Origin of the sequence: Hydrogenophaga atypica, assembly GCF_042665215.1 — a bacterium.
GTDB classification, from domain to species: Bacteria; Pseudomonadota; Gammaproteobacteria; order Burkholderiales; family Burkholderiaceae_C; genus Hydrogenophaga; species Hydrogenophaga defluvii_A.
In genome coordinates this window covers 24,835-49,203 of record NZ_JBHTCA010000027.1, presented here as the reverse complement: position 1 = coordinate 49,203, position 24,369 = coordinate 24,835, and the positions used below count along the sequence as shown (strand labels likewise).

Annotated in this window: 32 protein-coding genes and 1 pseudogene; 11 read left to right on the top strand and 22 right to left on the bottom strand. The window is 63.4% G+C overall.

All coding sequences use genetic code 11. The features are described from left to right. Positions 1–253 precede the first annotated feature (253 nt). The 6 genes from ACFQPB_RS20645 to ACFQPB_RS20620 form a co-directional block, all read right to left on the bottom strand. Positions 254–667, bottom strand: a complete 414-nt coding sequence (locus ACFQPB_RS20645; RefSeq protein ID WP_382227451.1) for a DsrE family protein — start codon at positions 665–667, stop codon at positions 254–256. A gap of 115 nt (positions 668–782) precedes the next feature. After that, positions 783–2,507 (bottom strand): SulP family inorganic anion transporter, encoded by a 1,725-nt coding sequence (locus ACFQPB_RS20640; protein ID WP_382227448.1) that lies wholly within the window; start codon positions 2,505–2,507, stop codon positions 783–785. Between the two features lie 21 nt (positions 2,508–2,528). Further along, complete coding sequence (locus tag ACFQPB_RS20635) at positions 2,529–2,816, bottom strand: DUF3817 domain-containing protein (RefSeq protein ID WP_382227445.1); 288 nt, start codon at positions 2,814–2,816, stop codon at positions 2,529–2,531. An 8-nt stretch (positions 2,817–2,824) separates the two neighbouring features. Then, positions 2,825–3,706 carry an MBL fold metallo-hydrolase gene (locus ACFQPB_RS20630; RefSeq protein ID WP_382227457.1) on the bottom strand — a complete coding sequence of 294 codons (882 nt, stop codon included), beginning with the start codon at positions 3,704–3,706 and terminating at the stop codon, positions 2,825–2,827. A gap of 88 nt (positions 3,707–3,794) precedes the next feature. Next, positions 3,795–4,433, bottom strand: coding sequence for a peroxiredoxin (locus ACFQPB_RS20625; protein ID WP_382227442.1), 639 nt, complete (start codon positions 4,431–4,433; stop codon positions 3,795–3,797). 172 nt (positions 4,434–4,605) lie between these two features. Then, entirely contained in the window at positions 4,606–5,247 is a 642-nt protein-coding gene (locus ACFQPB_RS20620) for a Crp/Fnr family transcriptional regulator (protein WP_382227439.1), read from the bottom strand. A gap of 365 nt (positions 5,248–5,612) precedes the next feature. Between ACFQPB_RS20620 and ACFQPB_RS20615 the strand changes: the two genes are divergently transcribed. From ACFQPB_RS20615 to ACFQPB_RS20595, 5 genes are read left to right on the top strand one after another with little or no spacing between them, the layout of a single operon-like run. Further along, a complete protein-coding gene (locus tag ACFQPB_RS20615) occupies positions 5,613–6,935 on the top strand; it encodes an NAD(P)/FAD-dependent oxidoreductase (protein ID WP_382227436.1) in 1,323 nt (440 codons plus the stop codon). A gap of 21 nt (positions 6,936–6,956) precedes the next feature. Continuing rightward, positions 6,957–7,298, top strand: a complete 342-nt coding sequence (locus ACFQPB_RS20610) for a hypothetical protein (protein WP_382227433.1) — start codon at positions 6,957–6,959, stop codon at positions 7,296–7,298. Between the two features lie 28 nt (positions 7,299–7,326). Then, positions 7,327–7,821: a Dps family protein gene (locus ACFQPB_RS20605; RefSeq protein WP_382227430.1), complete on the top strand. Its 495-nt coding sequence runs from the start codon at positions 7,327–7,329 to the stop codon at positions 7,819–7,821. A 9-nt stretch (positions 7,822–7,830) separates the two neighbouring features. Next, positions 7,831–8,040 carry a hypothetical protein gene (locus ACFQPB_RS20600; protein ID WP_382227427.1) on the top strand — a complete coding sequence of 70 codons (210 nt, stop codon included), beginning with the start codon at positions 7,831–7,833 and terminating at the stop codon, positions 8,038–8,040. Between the two features lie 39 nt (positions 8,041–8,079). Next, positions 8,080–9,027: a hypothetical protein gene (locus tag ACFQPB_RS20595; RefSeq protein WP_382227425.1), complete on the top strand. Its 948-nt coding sequence runs from the start codon at positions 8,080–8,082 to the stop codon at positions 9,025–9,027. An 89-nt stretch (positions 9,028–9,116) separates the two neighbouring features. Here the strand turns inward: ACFQPB_RS20595 and ACFQPB_RS20590 are convergent, their stop codons facing one another. The 16 genes and pseudogenes from ACFQPB_RS20590 to cydP form a co-directional block, all read right to left on the bottom strand. After that, on the bottom strand, positions 9,117–9,554 hold the full coding sequence (locus ACFQPB_RS20590; protein ID WP_382227422.1) for a hypothetical protein: 438 nt from the start codon (positions 9,552–9,554) through the stop codon (positions 9,117–9,119). Between the two features lie 34 nt (positions 9,555–9,588). After that, on the bottom strand, positions 9,589–10,065 hold the full coding sequence (locus ACFQPB_RS20585) for a copper chaperone PCu(A)C (protein ID WP_382227419.1): 477 nt from the start codon (positions 10,063–10,065) through the stop codon (positions 9,589–9,591). A gap of 41 nt (positions 10,066–10,106) precedes the next feature. Further along, the gene (locus ACFQPB_RS20580) at positions 10,107–10,742 is read right to left on the bottom strand and encodes an SCO family protein (protein ID WP_382227416.1); all 636 of its coding nucleotides are present in this window, start codon (positions 10,740–10,742) and stop codon (positions 10,107–10,109) included. A gap of 61 nt (positions 10,743–10,803) precedes the next feature. Then, on the bottom strand, positions 10,804–11,202 hold the full coding sequence (locus tag ACFQPB_RS20575; protein WP_382227413.1) for a DUF2946 family protein: 399 nt from the start codon (positions 11,200–11,202) through the stop codon (positions 10,804–10,806). 129 nt (positions 11,203–11,331) lie between these two features. Further along, positions 11,332–11,925 (bottom strand): DUF2202 domain-containing protein, encoded by a 594-nt coding sequence (locus ACFQPB_RS20570; RefSeq protein ID WP_382227410.1) that lies wholly within the window; start codon positions 11,923–11,925, stop codon positions 11,332–11,334. 192 nt (positions 11,926–12,117) lie between these two features. Beyond that, positions 12,118–13,542, bottom strand: a complete 1,425-nt coding sequence (locus tag ACFQPB_RS20565; RefSeq protein WP_382227407.1) for a dihydrolipoyl dehydrogenase — start codon at positions 13,540–13,542, stop codon at positions 12,118–12,120. A 115-nt stretch (positions 13,543–13,657) separates the two neighbouring features. Then, the gene (locus ACFQPB_RS20560; protein WP_382227404.1) at positions 13,658–14,377 is read right to left on the bottom strand and encodes a class I SAM-dependent methyltransferase; all 720 of its coding nucleotides are present in this window, start codon (positions 14,375–14,377) and stop codon (positions 13,658–13,660) included. 73 nt (positions 14,378–14,450) lie between these two features. Beyond that, entirely contained in the window at positions 14,451–14,912 is a 462-nt protein-coding gene (locus ACFQPB_RS20555; protein ID WP_382227401.1) for a PaaI family thioesterase, read from the bottom strand. Positions 14,913–14,943: 31 nt separating this feature from the next. Next, positions 14,944–15,408 (bottom strand): hypothetical protein, encoded by a 465-nt coding sequence (locus ACFQPB_RS20550; protein ID WP_382227399.1) that lies wholly within the window; start codon positions 15,406–15,408, stop codon positions 14,944–14,946. Continuing rightward, complete coding sequence (locus ACFQPB_RS20545; protein WP_382227396.1) at positions 15,405–15,851, bottom strand: group II truncated hemoglobin; 447 nt, start codon at positions 15,849–15,851, stop codon at positions 15,405–15,407. The genes ACFQPB_RS20550 and ACFQPB_RS20545 overlap by 4 nt, the downstream gene beginning before the upstream one ends. Before the next feature lie 13 nt (positions 15,852–15,864). After that, entirely contained in the window at positions 15,865–16,854 is a 990-nt protein-coding gene (locus ACFQPB_RS20540; protein WP_382227393.1) for an arsenic resistance protein, read from the bottom strand. A gap of 22 nt (positions 16,855–16,876) precedes the next feature. Continuing rightward, entirely contained in the window at positions 16,877–17,266 is a 390-nt protein-coding gene (locus tag ACFQPB_RS20535) for a DUF6858 family protein (protein WP_382227390.1), read from the bottom strand. Between the two features lie 39 nt (positions 17,267–17,305). Next, complete coding sequence (locus tag ACFQPB_RS20530; RefSeq protein ID WP_382227387.1) at positions 17,306–17,596, bottom strand: cyd operon YbgE family protein; 291 nt, start codon at positions 17,594–17,596, stop codon at positions 17,306–17,308. Beyond that, positions 17,593–17,712, bottom strand: coding sequence for a cytochrome bd-I oxidase subunit CydX (cydX, locus tag ACFQPB_RS20525; protein WP_382227384.1), 120 nt, complete (start codon positions 17,710–17,712; stop codon positions 17,593–17,595). Before cydX ends, ACFQPB_RS20530 begins: the two co-directional genes overlap by 4 nt. Positions 17,713–17,736: 24 nt before the next feature. Next, positions 17,737–17,862 (bottom strand): annotated as a pseudogene (locus tag ACFQPB_RS20520) (cytochrome d ubiquinol oxidase subunit II); the annotation flags it as partial. A 37-nt stretch (positions 17,863–17,899) separates the two neighbouring features. Then, entirely contained in the window at positions 17,900–18,073 is a 174-nt protein-coding gene (gene cydP, locus ACFQPB_RS20515; RefSeq protein ID WP_382227379.1) for a cytochrome oxidase putative small subunit CydP, read from the bottom strand. A 416-nt stretch (positions 18,074–18,489) separates the two neighbouring features. On the opposite strand from cydP, the gene ACFQPB_RS20510 reads away from it, so the two are divergent. The 6 genes from ACFQPB_RS20510 to ACFQPB_RS20485 are packed head-to-tail and all read left to right on the top strand — an operon-like array spanning position 18,490 to position 24,315. Continuing rightward, positions 18,490–19,881, top strand: coding sequence for a c-type cytochrome (locus ACFQPB_RS20510; RefSeq protein ID WP_382227376.1), 1,392 nt, complete (start codon positions 18,490–18,492; stop codon positions 19,879–19,881). Positions 19,882–19,885: 4 nt separating this feature from the next. Continuing rightward, positions 19,886–21,109, top strand: coding sequence for a hypothetical protein (locus ACFQPB_RS20505; RefSeq protein WP_382227373.1), 1,224 nt, complete (start codon positions 19,886–19,888; stop codon positions 21,107–21,109). 3 nt (positions 21,110–21,112) lie between these two features. Next, positions 21,113–21,535, top strand: coding sequence for a c-type cytochrome (locus tag ACFQPB_RS20500; protein WP_382227370.1), 423 nt, complete (start codon positions 21,113–21,115; stop codon positions 21,533–21,535). Continuing rightward, positions 21,532–22,893 (top strand): FCSD flavin-binding domain-containing protein, encoded by a 1,362-nt coding sequence (locus ACFQPB_RS20495; RefSeq protein ID WP_382227367.1) that lies wholly within the window; start codon positions 21,532–21,534, stop codon positions 22,891–22,893. The genes ACFQPB_RS20500 and ACFQPB_RS20495 overlap by 4 nt, the downstream gene beginning before the upstream one ends. Before the next feature lie 9 nt (positions 22,894–22,902). Further along, positions 22,903–23,706, top strand: coding sequence for a c-type cytochrome (locus tag ACFQPB_RS20490; RefSeq protein WP_382227364.1), 804 nt, complete (start codon positions 22,903–22,905; stop codon positions 23,704–23,706). Positions 23,707–23,715: 9 nt separating this feature from the next. Further along, a complete protein-coding gene (locus ACFQPB_RS20485) occupies positions 23,716–24,315 on the top strand; it encodes an SAM-dependent methyltransferase (RefSeq protein WP_382227361.1) in 600 nt (199 codons plus the stop codon). The last annotated feature ends 54 nt before the right edge of the window (positions 24,316–24,369 follow it).

The following is a 24,369-nucleotide window of genomic DNA, read 5'->3' as shown; positions in this document are numbered from 1 at the left end:
CCGCCGCCGTGTCCGCCTGCTTGGCAACTCGATTTCTGAAGTGTTCATGTGTCCGCAATGAAGTTACGCGGACACGAGCATCCTTGGTATGCGGCTCGGGCTCAAGATGACTTTGCCGGACGGATACGGTAGACGCAAGCGAAACTCCATCCATTCACAGACGTGGGCTGCAAACGTTTTCGAGGCTGCCTTTCTGGGTAAGTCAAGACTCTTCGAGAGATCGACTCGGCGTCGCGGTCGATTTACCGTTTTTTCAAAACGCCAGTGTCTTCACAGCCGGCTTGAGCAGGTGGGCGGCCACGTCGGCGGGCTTGGCCGGCGTGACGCCGGGGATCAAGTCGCTGACCTGGCGGCCACTGTTGGGAAGGTACAGCGCACACACCTCCACCTGTGCACCGCCCTTGATCAACCCTTGCAGCATTTGTTGTGGTGTCACGTTGCGAGGCTTGAGCAATGGCATCTCTTTGCCAGTCACAGCAATGTCGGCGGCGGCGTCGCACAACAGCACGCGCACGCTGGCTTTTTGCTCCAACGCCTGCCCAGCCAGCACCAGCCCCGCCCCCTGGGCCATGGCCTGACCACTGTGGATGTTGACGAACAATTCCTGCGCCGACGCGGCAGAAGCCAGGCCACAGGCGAGCAGGACGATGAGAGCGGATTTTTTCACAGTGTTTACCTTGCAGTGAATGACATGGCCCACCGGTTGCGAGCCACTCGTTTGTATTGTTCGGACATCCGGCCGCCCACCCTTGACAAATCCCAATCTCAAGCAACTTTTAGGGCTATTCGGCACTGAGCGAGGTGATGGCTTGGTGGTGGGTGAGAAACACTTGGCCGCAGAGGTGATCCAAGAAGTCGCTGCGCTTGAGCCTGTCCATCACGGGGCCTTTGACCTCGCTCAGGTGCAGGGTCACACCGGCGTCGTGCAAGCGTTCCGCAATGGCTTCCAGGCTTTCGAGCGCGCTGGCATCTATGTCGTTGACCGCACTGCACTGCAAGACCACATGACGCACTTGTGGGTGGTTGGCCACTTGCGCGGCCACATGGTCTTCCAGGTAACGGGCATTAGCAAAGTAAAGGCTTTCGTCCACCCGCAATCCCAGGATCTTTGGATGGGTCAGCACCGAGTGCCTGAGCACATTGCGGTAGTGCTCGGTGCCGGGCACCTGGCCCACGGTCGCGATGTGGGGGCGGCTGCTGCGGTACAGCCACAACAACAATGAGCTGCCCACCCCGGCCATCAAGCCGGCCTCCACGCCCACGGCCAAGGTGAGCCCGAAGGTCAAAGCCAGAGCCACAAAATCGGTGCGCGAATAGCGCCACGTTCGAGTGAAAGCGCCCAGATCAACCAGACTGAGCACCGCCACCACAATGGTGGCTGCCAGCGTGGCCTGCGGCAGGTGAAAAAGCCACGGCGTGAGAAACAGCGCCGCCAGTGCCAGCCCCAGTGCGGTGAAGATCCCGGCGGCCGGGGTACGGGCTCCCGCATCGTAGTTGACCACCGACCGCGAGAAGCCACCGGTGACCGGGAAGCCACCCGTGAGTGCCGCACCGATGTTGCTCGCTCCCAGGCCACGCAGTTCGGCGTCGGGGTCGATGCGCTCGCGGCGTTTTGCCGCCAGCGACTGGCCCACCGACACCGACTCCACAAAGCCCACCAGTGAAATCAGCAAGGCCGGCATCAGCAGTGCTTGCACGAGCGCCGGGGCCTCTGCGCTCCAGCTCGGCCAGGTCAATGGTGGCAGGCCCGAGGGCACCGCACCCACCACCTTCATGCCCGCATCCGCCAGGTCCAGCCCTGCCGCCAACGCGATGCTGAGCACCAGAGCGAGCACGGGCGCAGCCTTGCTTGCGATGTCGGCCACAAAGGGCGAGACACCCCACCGTTGCAGCAGCGGCTTGAGGTGGCGCCGCGCCGCCCACAAGGCGGCCAGCACCACGGCGCCCATGGCCACCGTGGGCCAGTGCACCGCCCCCAAATGCCCGGGCAGCTGGGCCAGCAGCGCCGGCAGTGTGTCGCCCTTGAGAGGTATGCCCAGCAGGTGCTTGAGTTGGCTGGCCGCAATCAGCAAGCCTGATGCCGAGACAAAACCCGAGACCACCGGATGGCTCAGGAAATGCGCCACAAAGCCCAGGCGCGCAACGCCCATCAGCAGCATCAGCCCACCACTGAGCAGCGCCAGCCAGAGCGCTGCCACCGCGTGACCAGCGCCGGTGTGTGCGGCAGCAGCCCCCGCAGCGGCGGCTGTCATCAAAGAGGTGACGGCAGCCGGCCCCACGGCCAGCGTGTTGCTGCTGCCGAACACGGCGTAGAGCAACAGCGGAGCCATGCTGGCGTACAAACCCGCCTGCGGCGGCAAGCCCGCCAACAGCGCGTAGGCCAGGCTTTGCGGAATCAGCATCAGCGTGACCACGGCCGCGGCCACGCCGTCGGCCGCCGCTTGTTGTGCGGTGTAGCGGCGAGACCAGGTCAAGATGGGCAGCCAAGCGTGCAGTCGTGGTGGCATGGTGTTGGCGCTGTATGGCGTTCAGCGGTTGTCACCCCAGCGGCGAGCGAAGATCTTCCCCACCAGCAAAAAACCCAGTGGCACAAAAGCGGCGCCAAGCAACATCAGGGTTTCGCGGACGCTTAGCCGCCCTGCCCCGGCCTGCTGCAAGACCATCAGGCTGTAAATCAAAAAGGCGGCGCCATGCAGCGGTCCCATCACACCGACCGCCTCGGGCCAGCCCGCCAGGCGCTTGAGCGGCACCGCCACCAGCAAAAGCAACAACAAGGTGGCGCCCTCTGCCCATGACGCCAGGCGCAACCGGTGCATGGCCGCGCTCACAGTGCATCCACCGGAATCTTGAGGTAGCGCACGCCGTTGTCTTCAGGCGGTGGCAACTGACCGCCCCGCATGTTGACCTGCACCGAGGGCAGGATCAGCACCGGCATGGCCAGGGTGGCATCGCGCGCCTCGCGCATGGCCACAAAGCTGTTTTCGTCCACCCCTTGGTGCACGTGCACGTTGGCGGCTTTTTGTGCGGCCACGGTGGTGCGGCACTCAGGCGTGCGACCGCCGGCTGGCGGGTAGTCGTGGCACAGAAACAGTTCGGTGCTGTCAGGCAGTGCCAGCACTTTCTGGATGGACCGGTACAAGGTGTGCGCGCTGCCACCGGGAAAGTCGCAGCGTGCCGTGCCGTAGTCGGGCATGAACAGGGTGTCGCCCACAAAGGCGACGGTGCGCACGGGGTCGATGCTGTGGTCGGTGATCACATAGGTCATGCAGGCGGGGGTATGTCCTGGCGTGTGCAAGGCTTGTGCGTGCAAGCCACCGATCTGGAAGCGGTCGCCATCGGCCAGGAGCCGGTCGAATTGGCTGCCATCGCGGGCGAATTCGGTACCGGCGTTGAACAGCTTTCCGAACACGTTTTGCACCGTGGTGATGTGGCTGCCAATCGCCAGTTGACCACCCACCTGCCGTTGCAGGTAGGGCGCAGCCGACAGGTGGTCGGCATGCACATGGGTCTCCAGCAGCCACTGTACGTGCAGGCCCAGGGCGCGCACCCGCTCAATCACGCGGTCGGCGCTGGCGGTGTCGGTGCGGCCCGATTTCGGGTCGTAGTCCAGCACGCTGTCGATGATGGCGCATTGCTGCGTGGCGCTGTCCCACAGCAGGTGGCTGAAGGTCGAGGTGGCCGGGTCGAAGAAGGATTCGATCTGCATGCGTGTGGGGGCGGTCATGGCAACTCCTGCAGGGGGGTCTGAAACGGCGCGGGGCAAACACCCCGCGCCGGGGTGCAGCGTAAGCCGCTCAGAGGGACTTGGTGGAGAAGTACCAGTCCTTCATCGCGTAGCCCTCGCCTTTGCGGGCTTCGATGGCGGCGGGTGTTTTGGGCGGGGGCACGATCACGTCGCAGCCCGGCGTCCAGCCTTCCGGCGTCGCGATCTTGTTGGCGTCGCTGGTCTGCATGGCTTGCAGCAGGCGCACAAACTCGTCGATGGATCGGCCGTTGCTCATGGGGTAGTACACCATGGCGCGCAGCTTGCCTTCGGGGTCGATGAAGAAGGTGGCGCGCACGGCCTGGGTGTCGGCGGCGCCGGGGTGGATCATCCCGTAGGCCTGGGCCACTTCCATCTTGATGTCGTCAATGATGGGGAACGGAATCTCCACACCAAAGTTGTTCTTGATGCTCTGCATCCAGGCCAAGTGCGAGTAGATGCTGTCAATCGACAGACCCAGCAATTCGCAGTTCATGGACTTGAACTGTTCAGCGTGCTTGGCAAAACCGATGAATTCGGTCGTGCACACCGGGGTGAAGTCGGCCGGGTGCGAGAACAAGATGAGCCACTTGCCTTTGTAGTCGGCCAGGCTGCGCTCGCCGTGGGTGGTGTTGACTTTGAAGTCGGGGGCGGGTTCGTTGATGCGGGGCAAACCGGAAGGCGTGGACATGAGAGGCTCCTGTTGTTCAAAAGGTTGAAGGTCTGTCATCAACCGCAAGGGCATTGCCCTGTGTTGATGGATGAAGTTTGAGCTATCGACCTCGGCGACCTAATGACAAAAATCAATTCACCAGTTGGGATTGGCTATGAGGGCCATAGCGCCCAGGCGCGCGCAGACTGGCTCAGTTGTCTGGGGACAAGAGCAGCGACTCGTCCAGGATGCGGTACAGCCGGCCCTGTTTGTCGACAGCCTTGATGGCGCCGACCTTGACCAGACGCGACACCTCACGGCTCACTGTCTCAAGCTTCAAGTCCATCATCGCGCCCATGTCATCTCGCGAGAACAGGGTCGAGAGCGAGGGATCGGTGCTGTGCCGCATCTTCAGAACAAACTGTCCCACGCGCTGTCGGGCGGTACCAAAGTTGATCGCGGCCAACCAGTCGTCGGCCTCACGCAGGGCCTTTTGCCATTTGTTGAGCAAGCCGGCGTGCATGCGCGGCGATTGCTGGCTCAGATGATGGATTACCTCGGTGGGGATCCGGCATACGGTCGCATCGGTGAGCGCGATGGCGTCGCTGTCGTAGCGCTCTGTGGCCAAGGCCTCCAGTCCCACCACATCACCGGGGCGCAGCAGCCGCAAGATGCGCTGGCGGCCATCTGCCGTAACGCGCGAAAGTTTGAGCATGCCCGAGCGCAACGTGTACACCCCACGCGCCACTTGTCCCTCGGCGTGCAATGTTTCACCGCTACGGTAGGCCAAGTCGTCAATGGGGGCGTGGATGTGACTGAAGTCGTTTTCGGTCAGGCTGGCAAACAGCGCCATTTCCCGGATGGCACATGTCCGGCAATCCGAGGTGCCTCGCCAGGCTGATTCGGTTTTGATAGGGATCATCATGTGAGCGTAAAGCCGTCGGTCATTGCTGAAAATCAAGGGGCACAGCCCTTCGCACATGCCAAATCTTATTACCCTGGGGGGTAAGATGTTTTTAGGCTCGGCAAAGCATTGGTTTGTGAAGTGCCTTGACGCAAATCAAGCCTGTTCAAGGCAGGCTTTGTTAATTTATTACAAATGACGTTTTCTGGATAACCAGCGCGCTCAGCAGTTTGGCAACTGCACTGCTCAGTGCTGCAACGTTGAACCCAATGGAGACAAAATTGGCTCACAAACCACCCTCCCCCCACCGGACCTTGGAAGAGGCCCTCGATACCTCACGGCGCGACTGGCTGCGCGCGATGAGTGGCTTGGGCGCCGGCACCGCACTGGGCTGGCAGACGACAGCCCAGGCACAAGTGCCGGCCACATCGAAAGCACACATCGTCATCGTGGGCAGCGGACTGGGCGGCATTGCGGTGGCCAACAGGCTGCGTGCGATGTTCAGCGACGCGCGAATCACCATCATCGACAAGAAGGAAGTGCACAACTACCAGCCAGGCTACACCCTGGTGGCCACAGGCGTGTGGCCAGTGAGCAAAGTGATCGACCGCAATGCCGACTTCCACCCCTCTGGCGTGGAGTGGATCAAGGACATGGTGGCTGGCTTCGATCCGACCAGCAACACCGTAGTCACCGCCAGCGGCCAGCGCGTGACCTACGACGTGCTGGTGGTGGCCGCCGGCACACATCAGGATTGGGGCCGCATCGAGGGCATGGATGTGGCAGCCATTGGCACCAACGGCCTGACCAGCGTGTACCCCAGCTCCGATGCCGCCGTGGCCACCTGGGCCGCCATGGAAGCCTTCCGCCAAAAAGGCGGCAAAGCGTTGATGACGCTGCCGGCCACGCCGCTCAAGTGTGCTGGCGCACCGCTGAAGATGACCTTCATGCTGCGCGACCGGCTTGCGCAAGCCGGGATGCTGGGGAAGTCAGAGGTGCACTTTTACTCGGCACTGGGTAATGTGTTTGGTATCAAGCCGGTCAATGACAACGTGCTCGAACGCTGGAAGTCCATGGACATCCAGGTACATACGAATGAAGCGCTGGCCGCAGTCGACATCGGCAAACGCGTCGCCACCTTTGCCAGCCCCGAGGGCGAACGCACCGAGGTGCCCTACGATTTCATCCACGTGGTGCCGCCCATGCGCGCGCCCGACGCGGTGAAAAACTCCGATCTGGCCTGGAAGGACGGCCCCATGGCCGCAGGCGGCTGGCTGGAGGTGGACCCCAAGACGCTGCAGCACAGACGTTTTCCCAACGTGTTCGGTATTGGCGACATCAACGGCACACCTCGCGGCAAAACGGCGGCCACCGTCAAAAAAAGCGCGCCCATCGTGGCCCAGCACGTGGTGGACTTTCTGGCCGGCCGAGCGCTGGGCCAGGTGTTCGACGGCTACACCTCCTGCCCGCTCATTGTCCGCGAGGGTTCGGCCATGCTGATCGAGTTCGACTACGCGGGCAAACTCACACCCTCACTGCCCATGATCGAGCCGCTGCAGGAGAGCTTCTTTGCCTGGCTCATGAAGGTGCGCATGCTCAAGCCCGCCTACCTCGCCGTCCTCAAAGGCCGCGTCTGAACCCGCACCCAGGAGCACACCATGTACGAAATCTGGTTGGTCATCAACATCTTGTGGGAAATCGCCCTCGGCCTGTGGCCGGTGCTGCTGCTCGTGGCGGTGACCTGGGCCTTTCTGGTCCTGCGCGCGTTCACACGCGGCGCCGCGTGGCAGCGGTCGCTGGGACTGGCCCTGGTCATTGGCGTGGGGGTGGCGCTGCTGTTGATTCCGGTGGTGCCTGGCGCCGTGGGGTCATCGCTTGCCGACATGGGCTACTGGGTCGACTGGGTCAACCTGTTGGCCATCTGTGCGGGTTTTGGCGCAGCGGCATTTGCCCTGGCCTGGCCGCTACTGGCACAAGCGCGCGTCCGTTCGTCACAATAACAAGCTGATTCACACAGGAGCCCTCACCATGGCCAAAAAAGCCCCTTCCGCACCCGCCATCGACATCGGCATCAGCGACACCGACCGCAAAAAAATTGCCCACGGTTTGTCTGCGCTGCTGGCCGACAGCTACACGCTGTACCTGATGACACACAACTTCCACTGGAACGTGACCGGTCCGCAGTTCAACAGCCTGCACACCATGTTCATGGGCCAGTACACCGAGCAGTGGAACGCGCTGGACATCATTGCCGAGCGCATCCGTGCGCTGGGTTTCCCGGCGCCCGGCACCTACAAGGAGTTTGTGCGCCTGGCCAGCATCAAAGAGGTGGAAGGCGTGCCCAAGGCCAATGACATGGTGCGCCACCTGGTGGCCGCGCAAGAAGCCACCGCACGCACGGCGCGCAAGCTCTTCCCCATCGTAGATGCCGCCAACGACCAGCCCACCGCCGACGTGCTGACCCAGCGCATCGACGTGCATGAAAAAACCGCCTGGATGCTGCGCAGCCTACTGGAAGAGTGATGCGCTGAGGTGAGTCTGAACGCCAGTCAACGCCGGCCGACTGGGTCGGCTTGGTGGCACCGGGTCTGGCTGGCCTGTGCGCTGCTTTTGTGGATGCCGTGGGCACTGGCCGACAACCCGCAGCCCACGGGCGCACACGCGCCGCACCATGTGTTGCAGGTGTTCGTGCGCGATGGCTGCCCCCACTGCGCCGCCGCTAAAGCCTTTTTGCCGCAGTGAGCGACCCGTCACCCCGATGTGCGGGTGTGGTTGCGACCTGTGGACACCGACACCGCTGCGCGGGACGACTTGCTGCGTTTGTCTGAGCAGGGGGGTGTTTGGCCACCCGGTGTGCCCACGTTCGTGTACCAGGGCAGGTTGCTGGTAGGCTTTGCCGACGCGGCGACCTCGGGCCCTGAACTCGATGCCTTGGTGGCACCGCCACAGGTGGGTGGCGCAGATTCCGCCTCGCCTGCCCCTGGGCCTGTGCATGCGGTTGAGACCCACTGGGGTGACCTGACCGTAGAACGCCTGGGCCTGCCGCTGTTTACCCTATCGCTGGGATTGCTCGACGGCTTCAACCCCTGCGCCATGTGGGTGCTGCTGTTTTTGTTGTCGCTGCTGGTGCATTTGCGAGACCGTCGCCGCATGGCACTGATCGCCGGTACCTTTGTGCTGGTGAGTGGTGCGGTGTACTACGCTTTCATGGCGGCTTGGCTCAACTTGTTTCTTGCGGTGGGTCTGTCCACCGCATTGCGCGTAGGGTTGGCTTTGCTGGCGCTGGGCATGGCGGCGCTTCACCTGAAAGATTTCGTCAAAGGATTCCAGGGGCCCAGCCTGTCGATTCCGGCCTCGGCCAAACCGGGGCTCTACGCACGCATGCGCAACGTGATGCAAGCCCACTCCCTGCCTCTGGCCCTGCTGGGCGTGGCCAGTTTGGCAGTGGCGGTCAACTTTGTGGAGTTGCTGTGCACCGCCGGGCTGCCCGCGCTCTACACCGCCGTGCTGACCCAGCAGGCCCTGCCCCCGGCGGCCCATTACGGCTACCTGGGCTTGTACATCCTGGGCTACCTCGCGGACGACGCGCTGATGGTTGGCTCTGCCGTTTGGGCTCTGCAAAGCCAGAAACTGGACGAAAGCCGTGGTCGCTGGCTCAAACTGGTCAACGGAGTGCTGATGGCGGCTTTGGGTCTGACCATGCTTCTGCGGCCCCAATGGCTCTGGTGACACTGTGGCGAGCGAAGAGACGATGCCTGACCCACACACAGGCTGGAACCGCTGCAGCCAGGCTTTGAAGCAGACTTGTGGCTCCGATATCAGCGCAAACCGTCGAGGTAGAGCTGGCGCAGTTGCGCGAACTGCTCGGCGCTCAGCTTCTGGCGCAAATGCGCCACGCAGCGCTCTCGCCCTTGGAAATGCTGGACCTCGGCTTCGGCGACCTGCTTCATCAGCGCGTCGCGGTCCGCCTGCGGCAGGTTGTCCAGCAGGGCCATGCGCAGTTGGCCGCGCAGCTCGATGGTCTTCTTCTGCACCGCCACACGGCCAGGCATGGCCTGCTTGCGGTAGTCGTCGAGCGACTTGATTTGCTCGGGCGTGAGCTTGAGGTCGACCTCGTAGCGCATGGTCAGCGGCATCAGCTCGACCACGGGAATGGCCCCGTCGCCCGGCACACCCTTGGCGGCGGCGAAGCCAGAGGCAGCCACCAGGGCGAGGACGATGGCGCCGTGGCGCAGGGTGTTCAAGGAAAACTTCATGAAAAACTCCATAGGGATGAAAAGGGGTGAAAGCTCAGTGTTTGTGGTCCATGCCAGGCTTCATGGGCATGGGCGCGTTGCCACCGCCCAATGCCGTCACCGGCGCCTTGATGTCCTGGGTGAAGCGCTTTTTGAGATCGTCCTCAAACACAAGGGTGATAGGTACCTGCTCGCCACCTTTGAGCGGCTGCTTGAGGTCCATCAGCATCACGTGGTAGCCGCCGGGCTTGAGCTCCATGGTGCGGCCTGCGGCCAAATCCAGGCCAGGGATCTGGCGCATCTTCATGATGTCCTTCTCCAAGACCATTTCGTGAATTTCGACCACGCCGGCCACGGGTGATTTGGCCTCGACCAAGCGCGCGTTGGTTGAGGGCGTCAGACGCATGAAGGCGCCGGTGGCCTTTTGCGTGGCGACGGTGCCGCGCACCCAGGCGTCATCCACCTTGACGGCGGTCTGCGCCCAGGCGGTGACTGTGATGGCCAGCAGGCCGGTGATGATGCGTTTCTTCATGCTGGTGACTCCTGGTTGGGAATGTGAAAACGGTGAATAGCCTAGGCGGGCTGGGCCAGCAGCGCGCGCACGTCGGCGGTGTAGTCGCTGACGGTCTGTTCGTGGCACAGCACCACACGGATGCGGCCCTGGCGGTCGAACAGGTAACTCAAGGCCGTGTGGTCCATGGTGTAGCTGCTGCCGGTGGGCACCTTCTTGTAGTGCACCCGAAACTCGTCGGCCGTTTTTTGGGTGGCCTCTGCACTGCCTGTGAGCGCCAGAAAGGACGGGTGAAACGCGGCCATGTACTCGCGCAGCAACTCCGGCGTGTCGCGCTCAGGACCCACGGTGACGAAAATCACCTGCAGATCGGTGGCCTGCGGACCCAACTGCTGCATCACTGCGGCGGCGCGGGTCAGCGCGGTGGGGCAGACGTCGGGGCACTGCACGAAACCAAAGTACAGCATCACGACCTTGCCCTTGAAGTCGCTCAGGCTGCGCGTCTGCCCGTTGAAATCGGTCAGTTGGAAGCCGCTCGCGTAGTCCGCACCCGTGATGTCGATGCCTTTGAAGGGTGAGTTGCCACCGTAAAGGCCCGAGGTGTGCGGATCACAGCCGGACAGCAGCCACGCACCGCTGGCGACCAGCCAAACCAGCGCCTGGCGGCGAGATGAAATGAATGTGGAGATGGAAGGCATGGCGCCTCCTGAAAACGCAGAACACAAGGCGCTCCAGACGGGCGCACCACGGCAAGGTTTTTCAGGCGGCGAAAGGGGGGGCGCGCGACTGCGCTGGCGCCCAGACGGTGGCGGCCAACGGGGCGCGGTAAAACGCGGGAGGAAGATCGGTCAGTCGCGGCGGCAGATCCATGTCGATCTGCGCCACGGGCATGTCGGCCGCACCGCCGTGCAGCGTGCACCAAGGGCAGTGCTGAGTGGCATCGCTGCTGGGCGCGTTGCCGTTGGGCAGTTGATCGCGCACCTCGCCCGTGTCGGCCTTGACCCAAGCCATGCCGCTGACGCCGCAGACCTCCAACCAGTCAGCGCGGTTGCCGCCGGCCACCATCGCCTGCGTCGCCGTGGGCAACAGCGCGCTCGCCACCAGAGACAGCAGGGCGACCCAGGTGGTAACACGGCGTTGGAGGCGCGTCAGGAACATGGCTGGCAGTTTATCAGCGGCGGGGGCATGACGTTCTGCATGACGTTCTGCTTGTAAGCCCCCTGACCACGGCTGATGATCGCGGCGATTGCGGGCGAAGGCCCTTGCGTACCATACCGGGCGGCCAACTCAGCGCTCTGTCGGTGCCGCCACGATCGCATCGTAATCCTCTTGACTCAAGTAGATCGGACGGTAAGTCTCGCCCTGTTGCACCAGCGTCTTGACGAATGAGCGCAGGTGGTTCCTCGAGCCTTTCATCAGGTTTTCGTAGACCAGACGAATGTCCAGATTGTCAATCGACTCCAGTGCAGACCGAATATCGACGATGTCGAGTTCTTCGATCAGCGCGCCGACCTTCAGTGCAGCGATCAGAGAGGGCGTGCCCTGGGCGACCAGATCGTAGTAAAGCTGCTGAAGGGTGGCGTTGGCAAACATCCCCTCGGTCAAGATGGCGGCGGGATCAGGCTGGCTATAACGAATAAGCAGTTGTCGTACCGCCTCGGTGTGAGTGGCTTCGCTCTTGGCGATGTTGCCAAATGCGCGCACTTGACTGCCCCAAAATGAATCCAGTCTGCTGTAAACATCACGGGCCAGCTTTTCTTCTTCGCGCATATAGGCCAGCGACGCCTTCTCGGCCTCACTCAAGTCCTCGAGCGGCAAGGTCGACAGACTGGAAGCCAGTCCCGTACTGTCAAAACTGGTGGTGCCGTCCGCATTGACCACAATCGGTGGCCCGCCTGCTGGCGTCGCGTCATCGCCACCTCCACAAGCCACCAGCGACAGAGTGGTGATCGAGGTCAGGGCGAGCTGGAGGATAATTTTTTCATTTCAAGTCCTTGGAATAATGAGGATTCGTCTCAGTGAAGGCCCGAAAAGCCTGGCCAGCGACCTGGCCCCAGGTAAATCCGTAAGGGTTCATGTCCGTTCTTCCATGGTCAGGCCCATGGGATAGGAGCCTTTCTCGGGCAGTTGGGCTGCGATGTCTTGAAGCGCGGTCTGAAGCATTTCCTCTATAACGGGGTGATAGAAAGGCAGCTGCAACAGGCTGGAGGCGGTTTCGCCACGCTGGATCGCCCAGGCCAGCAGGTGAGCTAAGTGCTCGCCACCACTCGCCACCATGGCAGCGCCCAACAATCGGCCATTGCGGGCGTCGGCGTACACGCGCAACAGGCTGTCGGTGGCACCCAAAATACGGGCGCGGCCGTTTTTGTCGCCCCCGGCAGTGCCAATCACCATGCCCTCCGGCGGCAGTGCATCGAAGCGGGCACCCACGCTGGCAATATCGGGATTGGAGAACGCAATGCCCAATGAGACCTTGCGCGCAAAGCGGGTTGGCGTAGCGCGTACGGCGTTGTAGCCGGCTATGGCTCCCTCATCAGCGGCCTCGTGCATCAACGGGCGGTCCGCGTTAGCGTCGCCCGCAATGAAGACCGGCAGGTCACCGATCTGCATCGTCGCGGGGTCAAAGCGCGGGTTGCCGCGCCCATCCAGCGGGAAGCCTGCGGCTTGCAAATTTAAGCCGTCGGTAGTGGGGCGGCGACCCAATGCGGCGAGTAGCAGGTCCACCTCAGCCACACGCTCATCAGCGCGCAGACGCACACCAGTCTCTGTGCGCTCCAAGCGTGCTTCCACACCCAACCACAAGTCCATTTCACGGCCAAAACGGGTGCGAGCGCGCTCGGCAAGAATGGGGTCGCTGATGCCACCCACGTGGGGGGCAAGGTCTGCGCCGACCACCTGCACACCCAAACGGGACAGTGCGAGGCCCATCTCAAGGCCAATTGCTCCCAGCCCCAAGATACCCACCCGTGCAGGCAGGTTGGGCAACTCGAACAAGGTATCGGTGGTGACGGTGCGGTCCTGCACCTGCGCTAGCCAACCCGGGACCACCGGACGAGAACCGGTGGCAATCACCACCGCTTCGGCACGGATACGTCGCACACCGTCGGGAGTTTCCACCTCAAGCAAAGTGGGCTCAAGGAAGCGAGCTTTCCCCTCCAGCAGGTGCTCCTTGGCCCCCGCACGGGCTTTGTTCGCAGCGTTGTTGCTGAAAAAATCTCGTTGTTCTCGCAGCTTCGCCCACGCGACGGACAAGTCAATGGACAGCCCTTGTACGCCCTGCGCACCCAAGTCAGCCAAAGCTTTGCGGGTCGCCCACTCGGCGCCCGCGTGCAAAGCCACCTTGGAGGGCATACAGCCCACCCGAGCGCAGGTAGTGCCCAAAGGGCCAGGATCGATCATCACGAAACGGCGGCCAGCGCGGCGCACTTCTCTGAGGGCATACATACCGGCAGTGCCGGCGCCTAAGATGGCAATTTCGGTAAGAATTTCTGGAGGCATATGGACTTCGATTGCTTGGAAAAGTGAGCGTCAGTGTGGCTATCAGAGATTCGGCATTCTGACCGGCGACGGTCTGATGATGGGCAGTGCCGTTAAGGCGTTGGTTCCCCAGAGGTCAAGCCGTGCGGCGCAGCAACCGCACATGCATAGGCCGCGTGAATTGCGCGCCCTCGGCGCCTACATGCGGCTCGAACGCGGTACGCACACGCGCTTCCAGTGCCGGCGTGATGGCGTGGTCTGCAAAACTGGGATAGAGCATGCGTTGCGCGAATTCCGGCCAGTCCTTGAACCGCACCGGCTGGGCAAAGCGTCGTTCGGCAGCCGCCTGCCAATGGCTGCCTGCGGCCAGTGCGCGGTCCATCGCCGCCTGCGCAGCGGCCCGCACTGTTCCTTCGTCGTTGTACAAACGCACGATCTCGTTGAGTGCGCCGCCGTAGATGGGCTCGCTCACGTAAAGCCAGCCTCCGGGCCGCACAACCCGTGCCACCTCGGCCAGTGCGGCGTCCATGGCCGGTAGCGGCACATGGTGCAGACTTTTAAGCATGAGTGCGCCGTCGAAGCTGGCGTCGCCAAAGGGCACGGCCTCGGCGCTGCCCACCAGAAACTGTAAGCTTTCCTGCGGGTGGGCCAGGTTCTTGGCGTGCTGCACCGCATCCACCTCCAGCCCCACCAACTGGCTACCGACATACCGCTGCAACAAGTGGCGCGCCAAGCGGGCGCTGCCACAACCCAGTTCAATCAGGTGCTGCCCGGCCAAAGGCACCAGGTCGGCCAACACTTCGAGTTCGTCCTTCTGGGAGGGCAGTTGATCGGGATCGGAAATGGCAGCGTGCATAGTGGATGTGTGTCGGGAGGCGTTGTCTGGAAGACCATGCGAGACCAGCATCTGGTGTCACGAGCCGCGTGTGTCAGGTTCCGAAGTTCTCCGGCATTTGCACCGCCACCACCTCCCCTTTGGCGGTCATCACTTCACGCGCCCAGACCTGGCTCTCGATGACCACCTTGCGACCCTTGATTTCTTTGACCTGACCGCGAATGACGAGCTCTGCGTCGATGGGGGTGGGCTTGAGGAAATCCACATGCAGCGAGCCGGTGACAAAGCGAAAGGCAGGCAGCGAATCCATGCAGCGACCTGCCAGCCGGTACATGGCGGCCGCCGCGCTGGCCGTGCTGTGGCAATCGATCAACGAGGAGATCAGCCCACCGTAGGCAAACCCTGGCACCGAGGTGTGAAACAACTCGGGCCGGAATCGGGTCACGGTCTCATCGCCCTCCCACTCGGTCTTGATCTGGTGTCCATGCGGGTTCTGGCTGCCACATCCATAGCAGTGCGAAAGGTTTTCTGGGTAGTGGTCCTGGAAGGCGTCCATGTGGTTCTCCGTGAATTCGTCCGGTGGGTGGTCAAAGGCCCAGCGCCGCCTTGAGCTGGGCTTCGGTGCTGGCGAACTCGTGGCCCATCACACGCCCCTGGTCAAGGCGGATCAGCGTGACGGCATTCTCCTGCCGGGGCCATTCGGCCAGGGTCTTGGCGTCGAGCGATACACCCACCTCAAAGGGCTGCTCGCGCAGCGAGGGCAGCGCGAAGGTGCGTGTGATGAAGCCGGGCATTTTGCTCATGTCGGCCAGGTAGACCGCTTGGCGGCTGGCCAGGAAGCCTTTGGGCTGAGGCGACAACACACCCATGACCAAGTTGGACGCAATGCGGCCAGCGGCAAAGATAACCAGTTGGGTGCCGGGCGCGATGCGCCACGCCTGGTCGTGCTGGTTTTGAAGGGTCGGCGCCGGCAGCGGTTGGCCGGCCTCGATCGGGCCGGCCCATGCGCCCAGTGGGTAGGCCAGGCACCAGGCCAGAAGGAACTTGTTCATGCGGTCTCGCGTGGTTGGAATGGGTGGACGTGGGCGTGGCTGCAGCCAGCGCGGCTGTCGGTGTTGACCATGTGGTCGGCCATCTGCGTGAAGGCCTGCAGCAGGCTGGCGCGCAGGTCTTCGTCGGCCACCTGTTCGGTCAGCGCGGTGCGCATGCACAACATCCATTCGTCGCGCTCTGTCATGCCAATGGCGTACGGCGCGTGGCGCATGCGCAGGCGGGGGTGTCCCTTCTTCTCGATGTAGAGGTTGGGCCCGCCGAGCCAGCCGGACAGGTACTCGAACAGGCTCTCGTTGGCGCCCGCCAAGCTCTCGGGGTGCAGGCGGCGCGCGGCATAGGCTTCCGGCAGTTCGTCCATGAGTTCATAGAAGCGGTCCACCAGGCGGTGGATGCCATCCGCGCCGCCCAGGGCTTGGTAAGGGGTCAGGGTCTGTGGGGACATGGAATGGTGTTTTTCAGTGCGCCTGGGCCGGCGCGGGTGTTGACGTCGAGCCAAACAGGCGGTCGGTGAGCTTGATGTACCAGGCCGCGGCCTGCACCTGCACGATGTACGCCAGCGCAATCAACAGGGCGGCATCGGCACCCTGGGCACCAAACACACCCATGGCAATGGCCAGCGCAATGGACAGGTTGCGCATGACGGTGCCGTAGACCAGCGCAATCGCGTCGCCGCGCTGGAACAGTGTCTTGCCCACCACGGTGCTGATGGCAAAGTTCAGCGCGTAGACCAGCACCAGGGGCAGCAACAGTGAGGGCAACAGCCCAGGGTGGGCAAAGATGTCTTGCGACTTGAGCGCCATGGACACAAAGACGATGCCCAGCACGCCCAGGGTGGAGAACGGCGGAAACTTCGGCTTGAGCTTCTGGTTGAAGTGGGCCTCGCCGTATTGGCCGATCAGCCAGCGCTGGGTGAGCGTGCCCAGCCCCAGCGGCAGGAACACGATGAGGGCGATCTGCAGGAACACCTGCAGCACCGCGATCTCGATCACAGTGCCCAGCAGTGCCTTGAGGTAGACCGGCGCGAGCAGCGAACCGGCAATCAGGCCGACCACGGTCATCTTCACCGCCGCGGGCACGTTGCCTTTGGCGAAGCCGGTCCATGAAATGGTCATGCCCGAGGTGGGCAGCAGTGCGGTGAGCAGCAGTGCCAGCCGCACCATGGGCTGGTCGGCAAAGAACAGCAGGCCGGCCGCGTAGCCGATGGCGGGCATGAGGATGAAGTTGATGGCCAGCGTCGTGCCTTGCAACGTACCACCCCCCGGCTTGAGCAACTCCTTCACGTTCATCGTCACCATCATGGGATAGACCATGAGGAAGGTCAGGGGCAGGATGGCCCTGCGCAGGAAGCCGGGGTCGGCCACCTGGCCGAAACCCAGCCCCGCCAGCATGGCCAGCGGGATGCTCCAGACCAGGTGCTTTTGCAGCCAGTTGAGGACGTTCCACATGGTGTGCTCCCTGGCGCGCCGGTCAGGCGTTCTTCAGTGCGAGCGCCCAGGACTGCATGGCGTCGTTGGCCGGCTTCATGGGCGCGTCCATGAAGCTGACCACAAACTTGTCGCCCAGGTCTGCAACACCGATGCTGCGCGGACGCACCGCCAGCACCTGGGGGTTGGGCAAGGCATGGCCAAAGCAGAACAGCACATTGGTGGCGGCCACGATATCGGGCGCGATGTCACCACCGATGGCCTGGGTGTGGGCGTGGTGGTCAAACGTGCCGATGTAGCTCACGCGCGGGGTGCTGGCAATGCAGGCTTTGAAGTGATCGACGATGTCGGCCACGCTGGTGTGCTGGGTCTCGGTCTTGGCGATGTCCAAGACGGTGAGCGGGTACTTTTCCTGGAAGTGAAGTTGTTTCATGGTGAATCTCTCGGTTTGAATTCGTTTGTTTGGAAGGGCTCAAACACCCCAGCGCAGCCAGGCAGCCAGGGCCAGCGCGACCAGCACGGCCCAGCCGGAAAACAGCCCACGCCAGAGCCAGAAGCGGGGCACAAAACCCACGCCCCGCACCAAGCCAGCGCTCATGGCCCAGAACAAGGCCGTGGCCAGGCTGTGGTCGGCCCGCCCTTGCGCGTCGGCAAACAGCAACGGGTACACGCTGCCAATGACCATGATCAGCACCGCGGCCACCAGACTGGGCAGGTGCAGGCTGGCTGGCGCAGCAGGCGCAGCAGGCGCCTCGGTGTTCATCGGGGGCCGTCAGCGCGCTGGCGCTGGCGTTCCATTTCTGTCTCGCCCCACATGGCGTTGAGGATGGCCAGCAGCACCGCAAAGCCGATGCCGAGAACCCAGGCGAAATACCACATGTTGGACTCCTTGTTGGTTGAGGCTCAATACGCCCCGTGTTCGTTTTCGCGGATGTAGGCGGCGGTGACCTTGCCCCGCATGACCCGGTAGGCCCATGACGTGTAGAGCACGATCAGCGGCATGAAGATGAGCGTGGCCGCGAACTGCAGCCTTGAGAGATCGACCAGTTGATCCGAAATCACGTGATTACTCCTGGGTGGCGCTGACGCTGGGCGCCAGCAATTGCCGGGCCGCGGCACCCTCGTCCACGGCCACTTGCGCGTCGCGCACAAACACCCACCACAGGGCCGACAGCGCGATCAGCTTGATCAGCACGGTCCAGATGAGCTTGCGGAGCAGGGCTTGGTCTCGGGTGTTCATGGCACAACGGCCCTTGTCTAACCAATATCCGTGCCAGCCCAAGAAGCCCTGAAAACCTCCATCAAATCAACCACTTAATCAGATTCGCTCTGATCAAAGAGACTGGCAGCCCGCCAAACCGCCACTTTTGGCAGCCATTTTCGTCAATTCTTCAATCACGGCAGCGCATGGAAGGCAGCGAAGCTCAGGCCTGACGGTACCGCGTGGCTCCGTGGCAGTCATAGACGGCAGCCATGACTGCCAAAGGCAGTCCACGACAGTGCTTCACCGGCGCACAAGGCGCGTAAGTGCTTGTTTTTTTATGGCATTTCGCAGTGATGTGGGCTGGCACGCTTCTTGTAAATGTTGTCGCAAACCCTGCCAGCATTCCCTGGCCGGGGAACGGGGCTTCCGGCCCGGCAGGAGACATTTCACCCATGGACATGATCGGTCTGTACCCCACCTGGTTTGAACCGGGGGTTGGCAGCGGTTGGATCGTTGGCTTCATCGCCACGATCCACGTGCTGTTTTCACACACCTCGGTCGGCGCGGCCATTTTTTTCGCCTGGCTGGCCAACCACGCGCACCGCCACAACAAACCCGAGCTGCTGGAATTCATCAAGCGCTACGGCCTGTTCCTGCTGGTGTTCAGCTACGTGCTGGGCTCCATCACCGGTCCGGGCATCTGGTACTCCACCACGGTGGCCAGCCCGCGCGGCATTTCGGCGCTGATCCACAGCTTTGTCTGGATGTGGGCCACCGAATGGGTGTTCTTCGTGATCGAGGTGGTGGGCGTCTACATGCTGATCTACCTGGTGGGCAAGGTCGATGTGAAGACGCACACGCGCATCGCGCTGATCTTTGGCCTGACCTCCTACACCACCATGCTGGTCATCGTGGGCATCCTCAGCTTCATGATGTGGCCCGGCAAGGCCGAGTGGACCGAGACCGGCGGCGTGCTCAATGCTTTCTACGGCCCCAACACCTTCGCCCAGCTGGGCATGCGCAGCGCCTTCATGTTCGCCATGACGGCGGTGGTCGGCGGCATCGTGGCCGGCCAGTTCAAGGATCTCGCGCTCAAGAAGAGCATCGCGGCCAAGCTGGCCTGGCTAGGCATCGTCGCCACATTGGCCGGTGCTGGCATGCTGCAGTGGTACCTCGCCACTCTGCCCGAGTCGGCCGACGTGGTGTTGCAAAACCGCCTGCCGGATTACTTCCCTACCGCGCTCATGGCGGTGGTGGCCGGCATGTTGGCCTATTTCGTCCTCACGCTGGTGCAGCCGCGCGCGCTGGTCACCAGCGTGGCGGCGGTCATGACGGTGGTGATGCTGGTCTTTGGCCTCTGGCCTGAAGAGGTGGCGCGCGAATCGATCCGCAAGCCCTGGGTGGCCGGGCAGTACGTGTACTCCAACCAGGTGATCGGGCGCGACGTGCCGGGCATGGGCGTGCAGTCCGACATTCCCAAGATCGAAGCCCACGGTTTCATGAAGACCCTGGTGTTCGTGCCCGAGGCGCTGCGCGCCATCAACGACGGCAACCGCGTCGAGGCCGGTCGCCTGCTGGCGCTCAACACCTGCTCCAACTGCCACTCGCTGTCGGCCACCGGCATGCGCCCGCTGCGCAACTACTTCCCAGGCGACCACACCGAAGCCGACGTGGCCGAGTACCTGCAGGCCGCGCTCTCGGGCGGCAACACGCTGTACATGCCGCAAATTCCGTTCAACGACGAAGAAGCCCGCGCCCTGGCGAGCTTCATCCTCACGCTGCAACCCGCAGCCACCACAGCCACGGCGCAAGCCCCGGCCAGTGCTACCGTGGTCAAGGAGTAAGAACATGACCCCTGAAATGCTTTATGCGCTGCGCGACCAAGCCGGTGTGCCCTCGCACCCGCTGGTGTTCCTGGTGCTGGGTGTGCTCACCTTCGCGCTACACATGGCGGCTGTGCAGGTCATGCTGGGCGCTGCCACGCTCACGCTGCGCGGCGCCTTCAGCGCCAGCCAACACTGGCGCCGCCTGGCCCAGGCCATGCTGGTCACCGCCAAGATCGCGGTCTCGGTCGCCATCGTGATCGGTGTGGCACCGCTGCTGTTTGTGCAGGTCGTGTACGACCCGTTCTGGTACACCTCCAACGTGCTCTCGGCCTGGTGGGTGATCGGCTTTATCGTGCTGCTGATCCTGGGCTACATCGCCATGTACATCTTCTACTGGCAGAACCACGACATCGTGGCAGATGGTGGCAAGGGCGGCGTGTGGATGGTGTTGTCCCTGGCGCTGCTGCTGGCCGTGGGCTTCATCGTGCACAGCCTGACCAACCAGATGCTTTTCCCCGAAGAGTGGATGGCCTGGTACGCGCCGCAAGGCGTGGTGAACCCGGCCGGGCGCGAACTGCACTACTGGCATCTGCCGCGTTTCCTGTTCTTCATCGCGTTGTCGGCCCCGGTCACAGGTGCCTGGCTCTACGGCTACCGCCGCTACCTGCAAGGCGGCAACGAGGCCGATGCCGTCTACCTGGGCTGGTTGCGGGGTCTGGCGCAGCAGCTGATGGTCTTTGGCGGCGTGGTGTCGGTGCTGGTCGGCGCCGTGTGGATGGCCACCCTGCCCGAGAAAATGGCCTGGTTTGCCAGCTCCGTCTGGCTGCTGATGGCCGCGGTGGCGCTGGCCGCCGTGGTCGCGCTGCCGCTGGTGCTGCGCGACCGCATCGACTCAGGCATCTGGGGCTACGGCATCTTCGGTGCTGGCGCGGTGAGCCTGATTGTGGTGGGCGCGGCGCGCGAGATGCTGCGCTTCGTCACCCTGCTGGGCACGCACGGCTACAACGCCATGGACTACAAGATCAACATGGACTGGTACAGCACCAGCCTGTTCTTCACCACCTTTGGCGTGGTTGGCGGCGTGACGCTGGCCTACCTGCTCACCGTGGCCTGGCAGGCCGGGCAGAGCAAGGGCCTGTACACCCCCAGCGCCGCTGTCACCCGCATGGGCCAGTGGTCGGTCGGCCTGCTGGTCGGCTGGACGGTTCTGTACTTTGCTGTCGGCTTTTTTGTCTGGGCGCGCTGAACCATGAAACACAACGCATCCACCCCCCCAGCCACAGCCAAAGTGCTGCTGTGGAGCTTGCTGGTGGCGCTGCTGGCCACGGCGGCCGCGTCACTGACCGTGCGGGCCGTCGCGCAGACCCGCAGCACCGCGGCTGCCACCGCCGCCGCAACAACCGCCCCCAGCCCGCCAACACCCGTGTCGGGCGAGGCCATGGCCCACACCTGTGCGGCCTGCCACGGCACGCTGGGCCGCCTGGGCGACGAAGCCTTCATGCCGCTGGCGGCCATGCCTGCTCGCCAGTTCGTCACCACCATGATCGACTTCCGCGAAAGCCGTCGCCCTTCCACCCTGATGGGCCACGTGGCCCAGGGCTTCAGCGATGCCGAGATCCAGGCCATGGCCGAGTTCTTTGCCCGCGTGCCTGCCACCGGAGACAAGCCATGACCACCGAGTCCCCATCATCCAACCGGCGCGACTGGCTCGCCCAGGCGCTGGGTCTGCTGGCCAGCAGCGCCGCACCCCGCCTCGCGTTCGCACAAGAACGCGCGCAAATCGTCATCGTTGGCGGTGGCGTGGGCGGAGCCACCACGGCCAAGTACCTCAAGCTGTTCAACCCGGCGCTCAAAGTCACCGTCATCGAAAAAAACCGCACCTATGTGCGGCCCTACGGTTCATCGGAAGTGCTCAACCAGCACGCGCGCATGGACGATCTCAACGTCAGCTACGACGCGCTGAACAACACCTACGGCGTGAACTTCGTGTTCGACACCGTCACCGGCTTCGACCCCGTGTCCCGCACGGTGAGCACTGCCGGCAAACAACACATTGCCTACGACCGCCTGGTGGTGTCGCCGGGCATCGAGCTGCTGTACGGCGCCTACGAGGGCTATTCGGAAGCGGTGGCGCGCAGTGCCGTGCCTTCGGGCTGGATACCGGGTGAACAGACCGCCTTGCTGGCCAAACAGCTGCAAGGCATGCGCCAGGGCGGCACCTTTGTGCTGGCCGCGCCGCCCAACCCCTACCGCTGCCCGCCGGGGCCTTACGAGCGCGCGGCACTCATGACCGAGTGGTTTCAAAAACACAACCCCAGCGCCAAAGTCATCATCGTGGACCCCAAGGACAGCTTCGTCACCGACGAAACCATGATGCTGGGTTGGAACAGGCTGTACAGATTCAACCTGCCCGACGACTACATCAAGAAGATGCAGGACAAGGTTGACATCCAGCGTCACAGCGGCACCAGCATGCTGAGCTGGGTGCGCGGCAAGGACGGCGGCCGCACACTCAAGATCGACGCGAAACAGATGCGCATCGAGACCGAGGGCGACGTGATCCGGGCCGACGTGATCAACGTCATCCCACCCATGCGGGCGGGCGCTTTGGCCCAGACATTGGGCCTGAGCGACGGCAGCGGCTTCTGCCCGGTGCAGCGGCGCGATTTTGCATCAACGCTGCACCCCAACGTGCACGTCATTGGCGACGCAAGCATTGCCGACGCCATGCCCAAAAGCGGCTTCTCTGCTAACACGCAGGCCAAGGTGGTGGCGCGTGCGATTGTGGAGAGTCTGTCCGGCCGCCCTGCCCCCGAACCGTTGTGGGAAAACACCTGCTACGCGTTGGCCGGCAAGGATTACGGGCTGTTTGTGGCCGACGTCTTCAAGATCGGTGCCGACGGCAAGATCGGCCGCATCAACACCCGCGCACGCTACCTGCCACTGGACGCCACACCGGCGCAGATCAAGCTGGGGGCCCGCTACCAGCAGGCCTGGCTGCGCACCTTCACCGCCGACTGTTTTGCCTGAGGTGCTGCCATGCCATTGACTTATCCCCGAACACTGGCACGCGCCACCCGCAGCACTGGGTCGCAAGCGCTCACGGCCCTTGCTTTGACCGGCATCGCCATGGCCATGGGACTGACCCTGGGCGGGGCTTTGGCCAAAGAACCGGCGCCCAGCCACAGCGCCGCCGCGCACGCCCCCACCGCTGCGCCAGCCGCCTGGACACCTGCCGCCCTGCGCAACGCCTTGAACACCTTGCCCGCCGGCAATGCCGAGCGCGGCCGGGTGGTGCACCAGCAGCTGTTTTGCGCCTCGTGCCACGGCGACAACGGACAGGCCCCCACACAGAACTGGCCCCACTTGGCCGGCCAAAAGGCAGCGTACACCGCCAAGATGTTGCTCGACTACCAAAGCCGCCTGCGCCTGGAGGGACAACGTGCCGAACTGATGCACGACATAGCGGTGATGATGACCCCGCAGCAGATCTCGGACGTGTCGGCCTTCTACGCTGCCCAACCCGCCCCGCGCGACGATGGCACACCGCGCCCAACGAGCGCGGCAGACGCCGAGCGCCTGGTGCGCAAGGGCGACCCGGCGCGCCTGATCACCCCTTGCGCCAGTTGCCACGGTGTGGCTGGCCAGGGTGGCAAACTCGAAGCGGCGGCGCTGGCCGGCCAGAACCCGCTGTACTTCACGCGCACCCTGCTCGACTACCAGAGTGGACAACGTGCAAACGACGCGGCTAAAGGCATGAGCGCATTCGCTAAACGCCTGACCCGCGACGAAATTGAGGCGCTCGCACGCTACTACGCAGACCTGCCCTCGGGCAAGAAATAGACTCAGCACATGAACTTCTGGGACCACAATTTTTCCGGCGCTGGCTACAAATACGGCACCGCGCCCAACGCCTTCATCGCTGCGGAAGCGCATCGACTTGCCAGAGGCAGCCGCGTGCTGGTGCCTGGCGATGGCGAGGGCCGCAACGGTGTCTGGCTGGCGCAACAAGGTCATGACGTGACGGCCGTGGACTACTCGCAAGTGGGGCTGGACAAGGCCCGTGCACTCGCCGCGCAACGTGGCGTGACGCTGCACACAGAACTGGCCGACCTGACCGAATGGGAAGCGCCTGCGCAGCTATTTGACGCATTGGCGCTGGTGTTCGTGCACTTGCCGACCGCCATCCGCGCCCAGGTGCATCAGCGGCTGCTCCAAGCACTTAAGCCAGGTGGGCTGGTGCTGATCGAGGCCTTCACACCCAAACAACTGCACCTGCGCAGCGGTGGCCCAAAAGACGTCGCCATGCTCTACACCCTGGATCTGTTGCGTGCTGACTTTGCGGCCGAAACGCGCGAGCTGATGAGCCTGGAGTGTGAGACGCACCTCGACGAAGGCCCGGGGCACCAGGGCCCTGCCCATGTGGTGCGGGGCGTCTGGCAGAAGTGCTGAACCACCCGCCCATCGCTGTGCCCTTCAATGGTCGCCTGAACCCGTGGCGCTGGC

Bases quoted from the DNA above. Each gene is read 5' to 3' on its own strand.
- ACFQPB_RS20640 (WP_382227448.1), bottom strand. From the start codon at position 2,507: ATGCCACCACGACTGCACGCTTGGCTGCCCATCTTGACCTGGTCTCGC.
- ACFQPB_RS20635 (WP_382227445.1), bottom strand. From the start codon at position 2,816: ATGCACCGGTTGCGCCTGGCGTCATGGGCAGAGGGCGCCACCTTGTTG.
- ACFQPB_RS20630 (WP_382227457.1), bottom strand. From the start codon at position 3,706: ATGCAGATCGAATCCTTCTTCGACCCGGCCACCTCGACCTTCAGCCAC.
- ACFQPB_RS20625 (WP_382227442.1), bottom strand. From the start codon at position 4,433: ATGTCCACGCCTTCCGGTTTGCCCCGCATCAACGAACCCGCCCCCGAC.
- ACFQPB_RS20620 (WP_382227439.1), bottom strand. From the start codon at position 5,247: ATGGCGCTGTTTGCCAGCCTGACCGAAAACGACTTCAGTCACATCCAC.
- ACFQPB_RS20610 (WP_382227433.1), top strand. From the start codon at position 6,957: ATGTACGAAATCTGGTTGGTCATCAACATCTTGTGGGAAATCGCCCTC.
- ACFQPB_RS20605 (WP_382227430.1), top strand. From the start codon at position 7,327: ATGGCCAAAAAAGCCCCTTCCGCACCCGCCATCGACATCGGCATCAGC.
- ACFQPB_RS20590 (WP_382227422.1), bottom strand. From the start codon at position 9,554: ATGAAGTTTTCCTTGAACACCCTGCGCCACGGCGCCATCGTCCTCGCC.
- ACFQPB_RS20585 (WP_382227419.1), bottom strand. From the start codon at position 10,065: ATGAAGAAACGCATCATCACCGGCCTGCTGGCCATCACAGTCACCGCC.
- ACFQPB_RS20580 (WP_382227416.1), bottom strand. From the start codon at position 10,742: ATGCCTTCCATCTCCACATTCATTTCATCTCGCCGCCAGGCGCTGGTT.
- ACFQPB_RS20575 (WP_382227413.1), bottom strand. From the start codon at position 11,202: ATGTTCCTGACGCGCCTCCAACGCCGTGTTACCACCTGGGTCGCCCTG.
- ACFQPB_RS20565 (WP_382227407.1), bottom strand. From the start codon at position 13,542: ATGCCTCCAGAAATTCTTACCGAAATTGCCATCTTAGGCGCCGGCACT.
- ACFQPB_RS20560 (WP_382227404.1), bottom strand. From the start codon at position 14,377: ATGCACGCTGCCATTTCCGATCCCGATCAACTGCCCTCCCAGAAGGAC.
- ACFQPB_RS20555 (WP_382227401.1), bottom strand. From the start codon at position 14,912: ATGGACGCCTTCCAGGACCACTACCCAGAAAACCTTTCGCACTGCTAT.
- ACFQPB_RS20550 (WP_382227399.1), bottom strand. From the start codon at position 15,408: ATGAACAAGTTCCTTCTGGCCTGGTGCCTGGCCTACCCACTGGGCGCA.
- ACFQPB_RS20545 (WP_382227396.1), bottom strand. From the start codon at position 15,851: ATGTCCCCACAGACCCTGACCCCTTACCAAGCCCTGGGCGGCGCGGAT.
- ACFQPB_RS20540 (WP_382227393.1), bottom strand. From the start codon at position 16,854: ATGTGGAACGTCCTCAACTGGCTGCAAAAGCACCTGGTCTGGAGCATC.
- ACFQPB_RS20535 (WP_382227390.1), bottom strand. From the start codon at position 17,266: ATGAAACAACTTCACTTCCAGGAAAAGTACCCGCTCACCGTCTTGGAC.
- ACFQPB_RS20530 (WP_382227387.1), bottom strand. From the start codon at position 17,596: ATGAACACCGAGGCGCCTGCTGCGCCTGCTGCGCCAGCCAGCCTGCAC.
- cydX (WP_382227384.1), bottom strand. From the start codon at position 17,712: ATGTGGTATTTCGCCTGGGTTCTCGGCATCGGCTTTGCGGTGCTGCTG.
- cydP (WP_382227379.1), bottom strand. From the start codon at position 18,073: ATGAACACCCGAGACCAAGCCCTGCTCCGCAAGCTCATCTGGACCGTG.
- ACFQPB_RS20510 (WP_382227376.1), top strand. From the start codon at position 18,490: ATGGACATGATCGGTCTGTACCCCACCTGGTTTGAACCGGGGGTTGGC.
- ACFQPB_RS20505 (WP_382227373.1), top strand. From the start codon at position 19,886: ATGACCCCTGAAATGCTTTATGCGCTGCGCGACCAAGCCGGTGTGCCC.
- ACFQPB_RS20500 (WP_382227370.1), top strand. From the start codon at position 21,113: ATGAAACACAACGCATCCACCCCCCCAGCCACAGCCAAAGTGCTGCTG.
- ACFQPB_RS20495 (WP_382227367.1), top strand. From the start codon at position 21,532: ATGACCACCGAGTCCCCATCATCCAACCGGCGCGACTGGCTCGCCCAG.
- ACFQPB_RS20490 (WP_382227364.1), top strand. From the start codon at position 22,903: ATGCCATTGACTTATCCCCGAACACTGGCACGCGCCACCCGCAGCACT.
- ACFQPB_RS20485 (WP_382227361.1), top strand. From the start codon at position 23,716: ATGAACTTCTGGGACCACAATTTTTCCGGCGCTGGCTACAAATACGGC.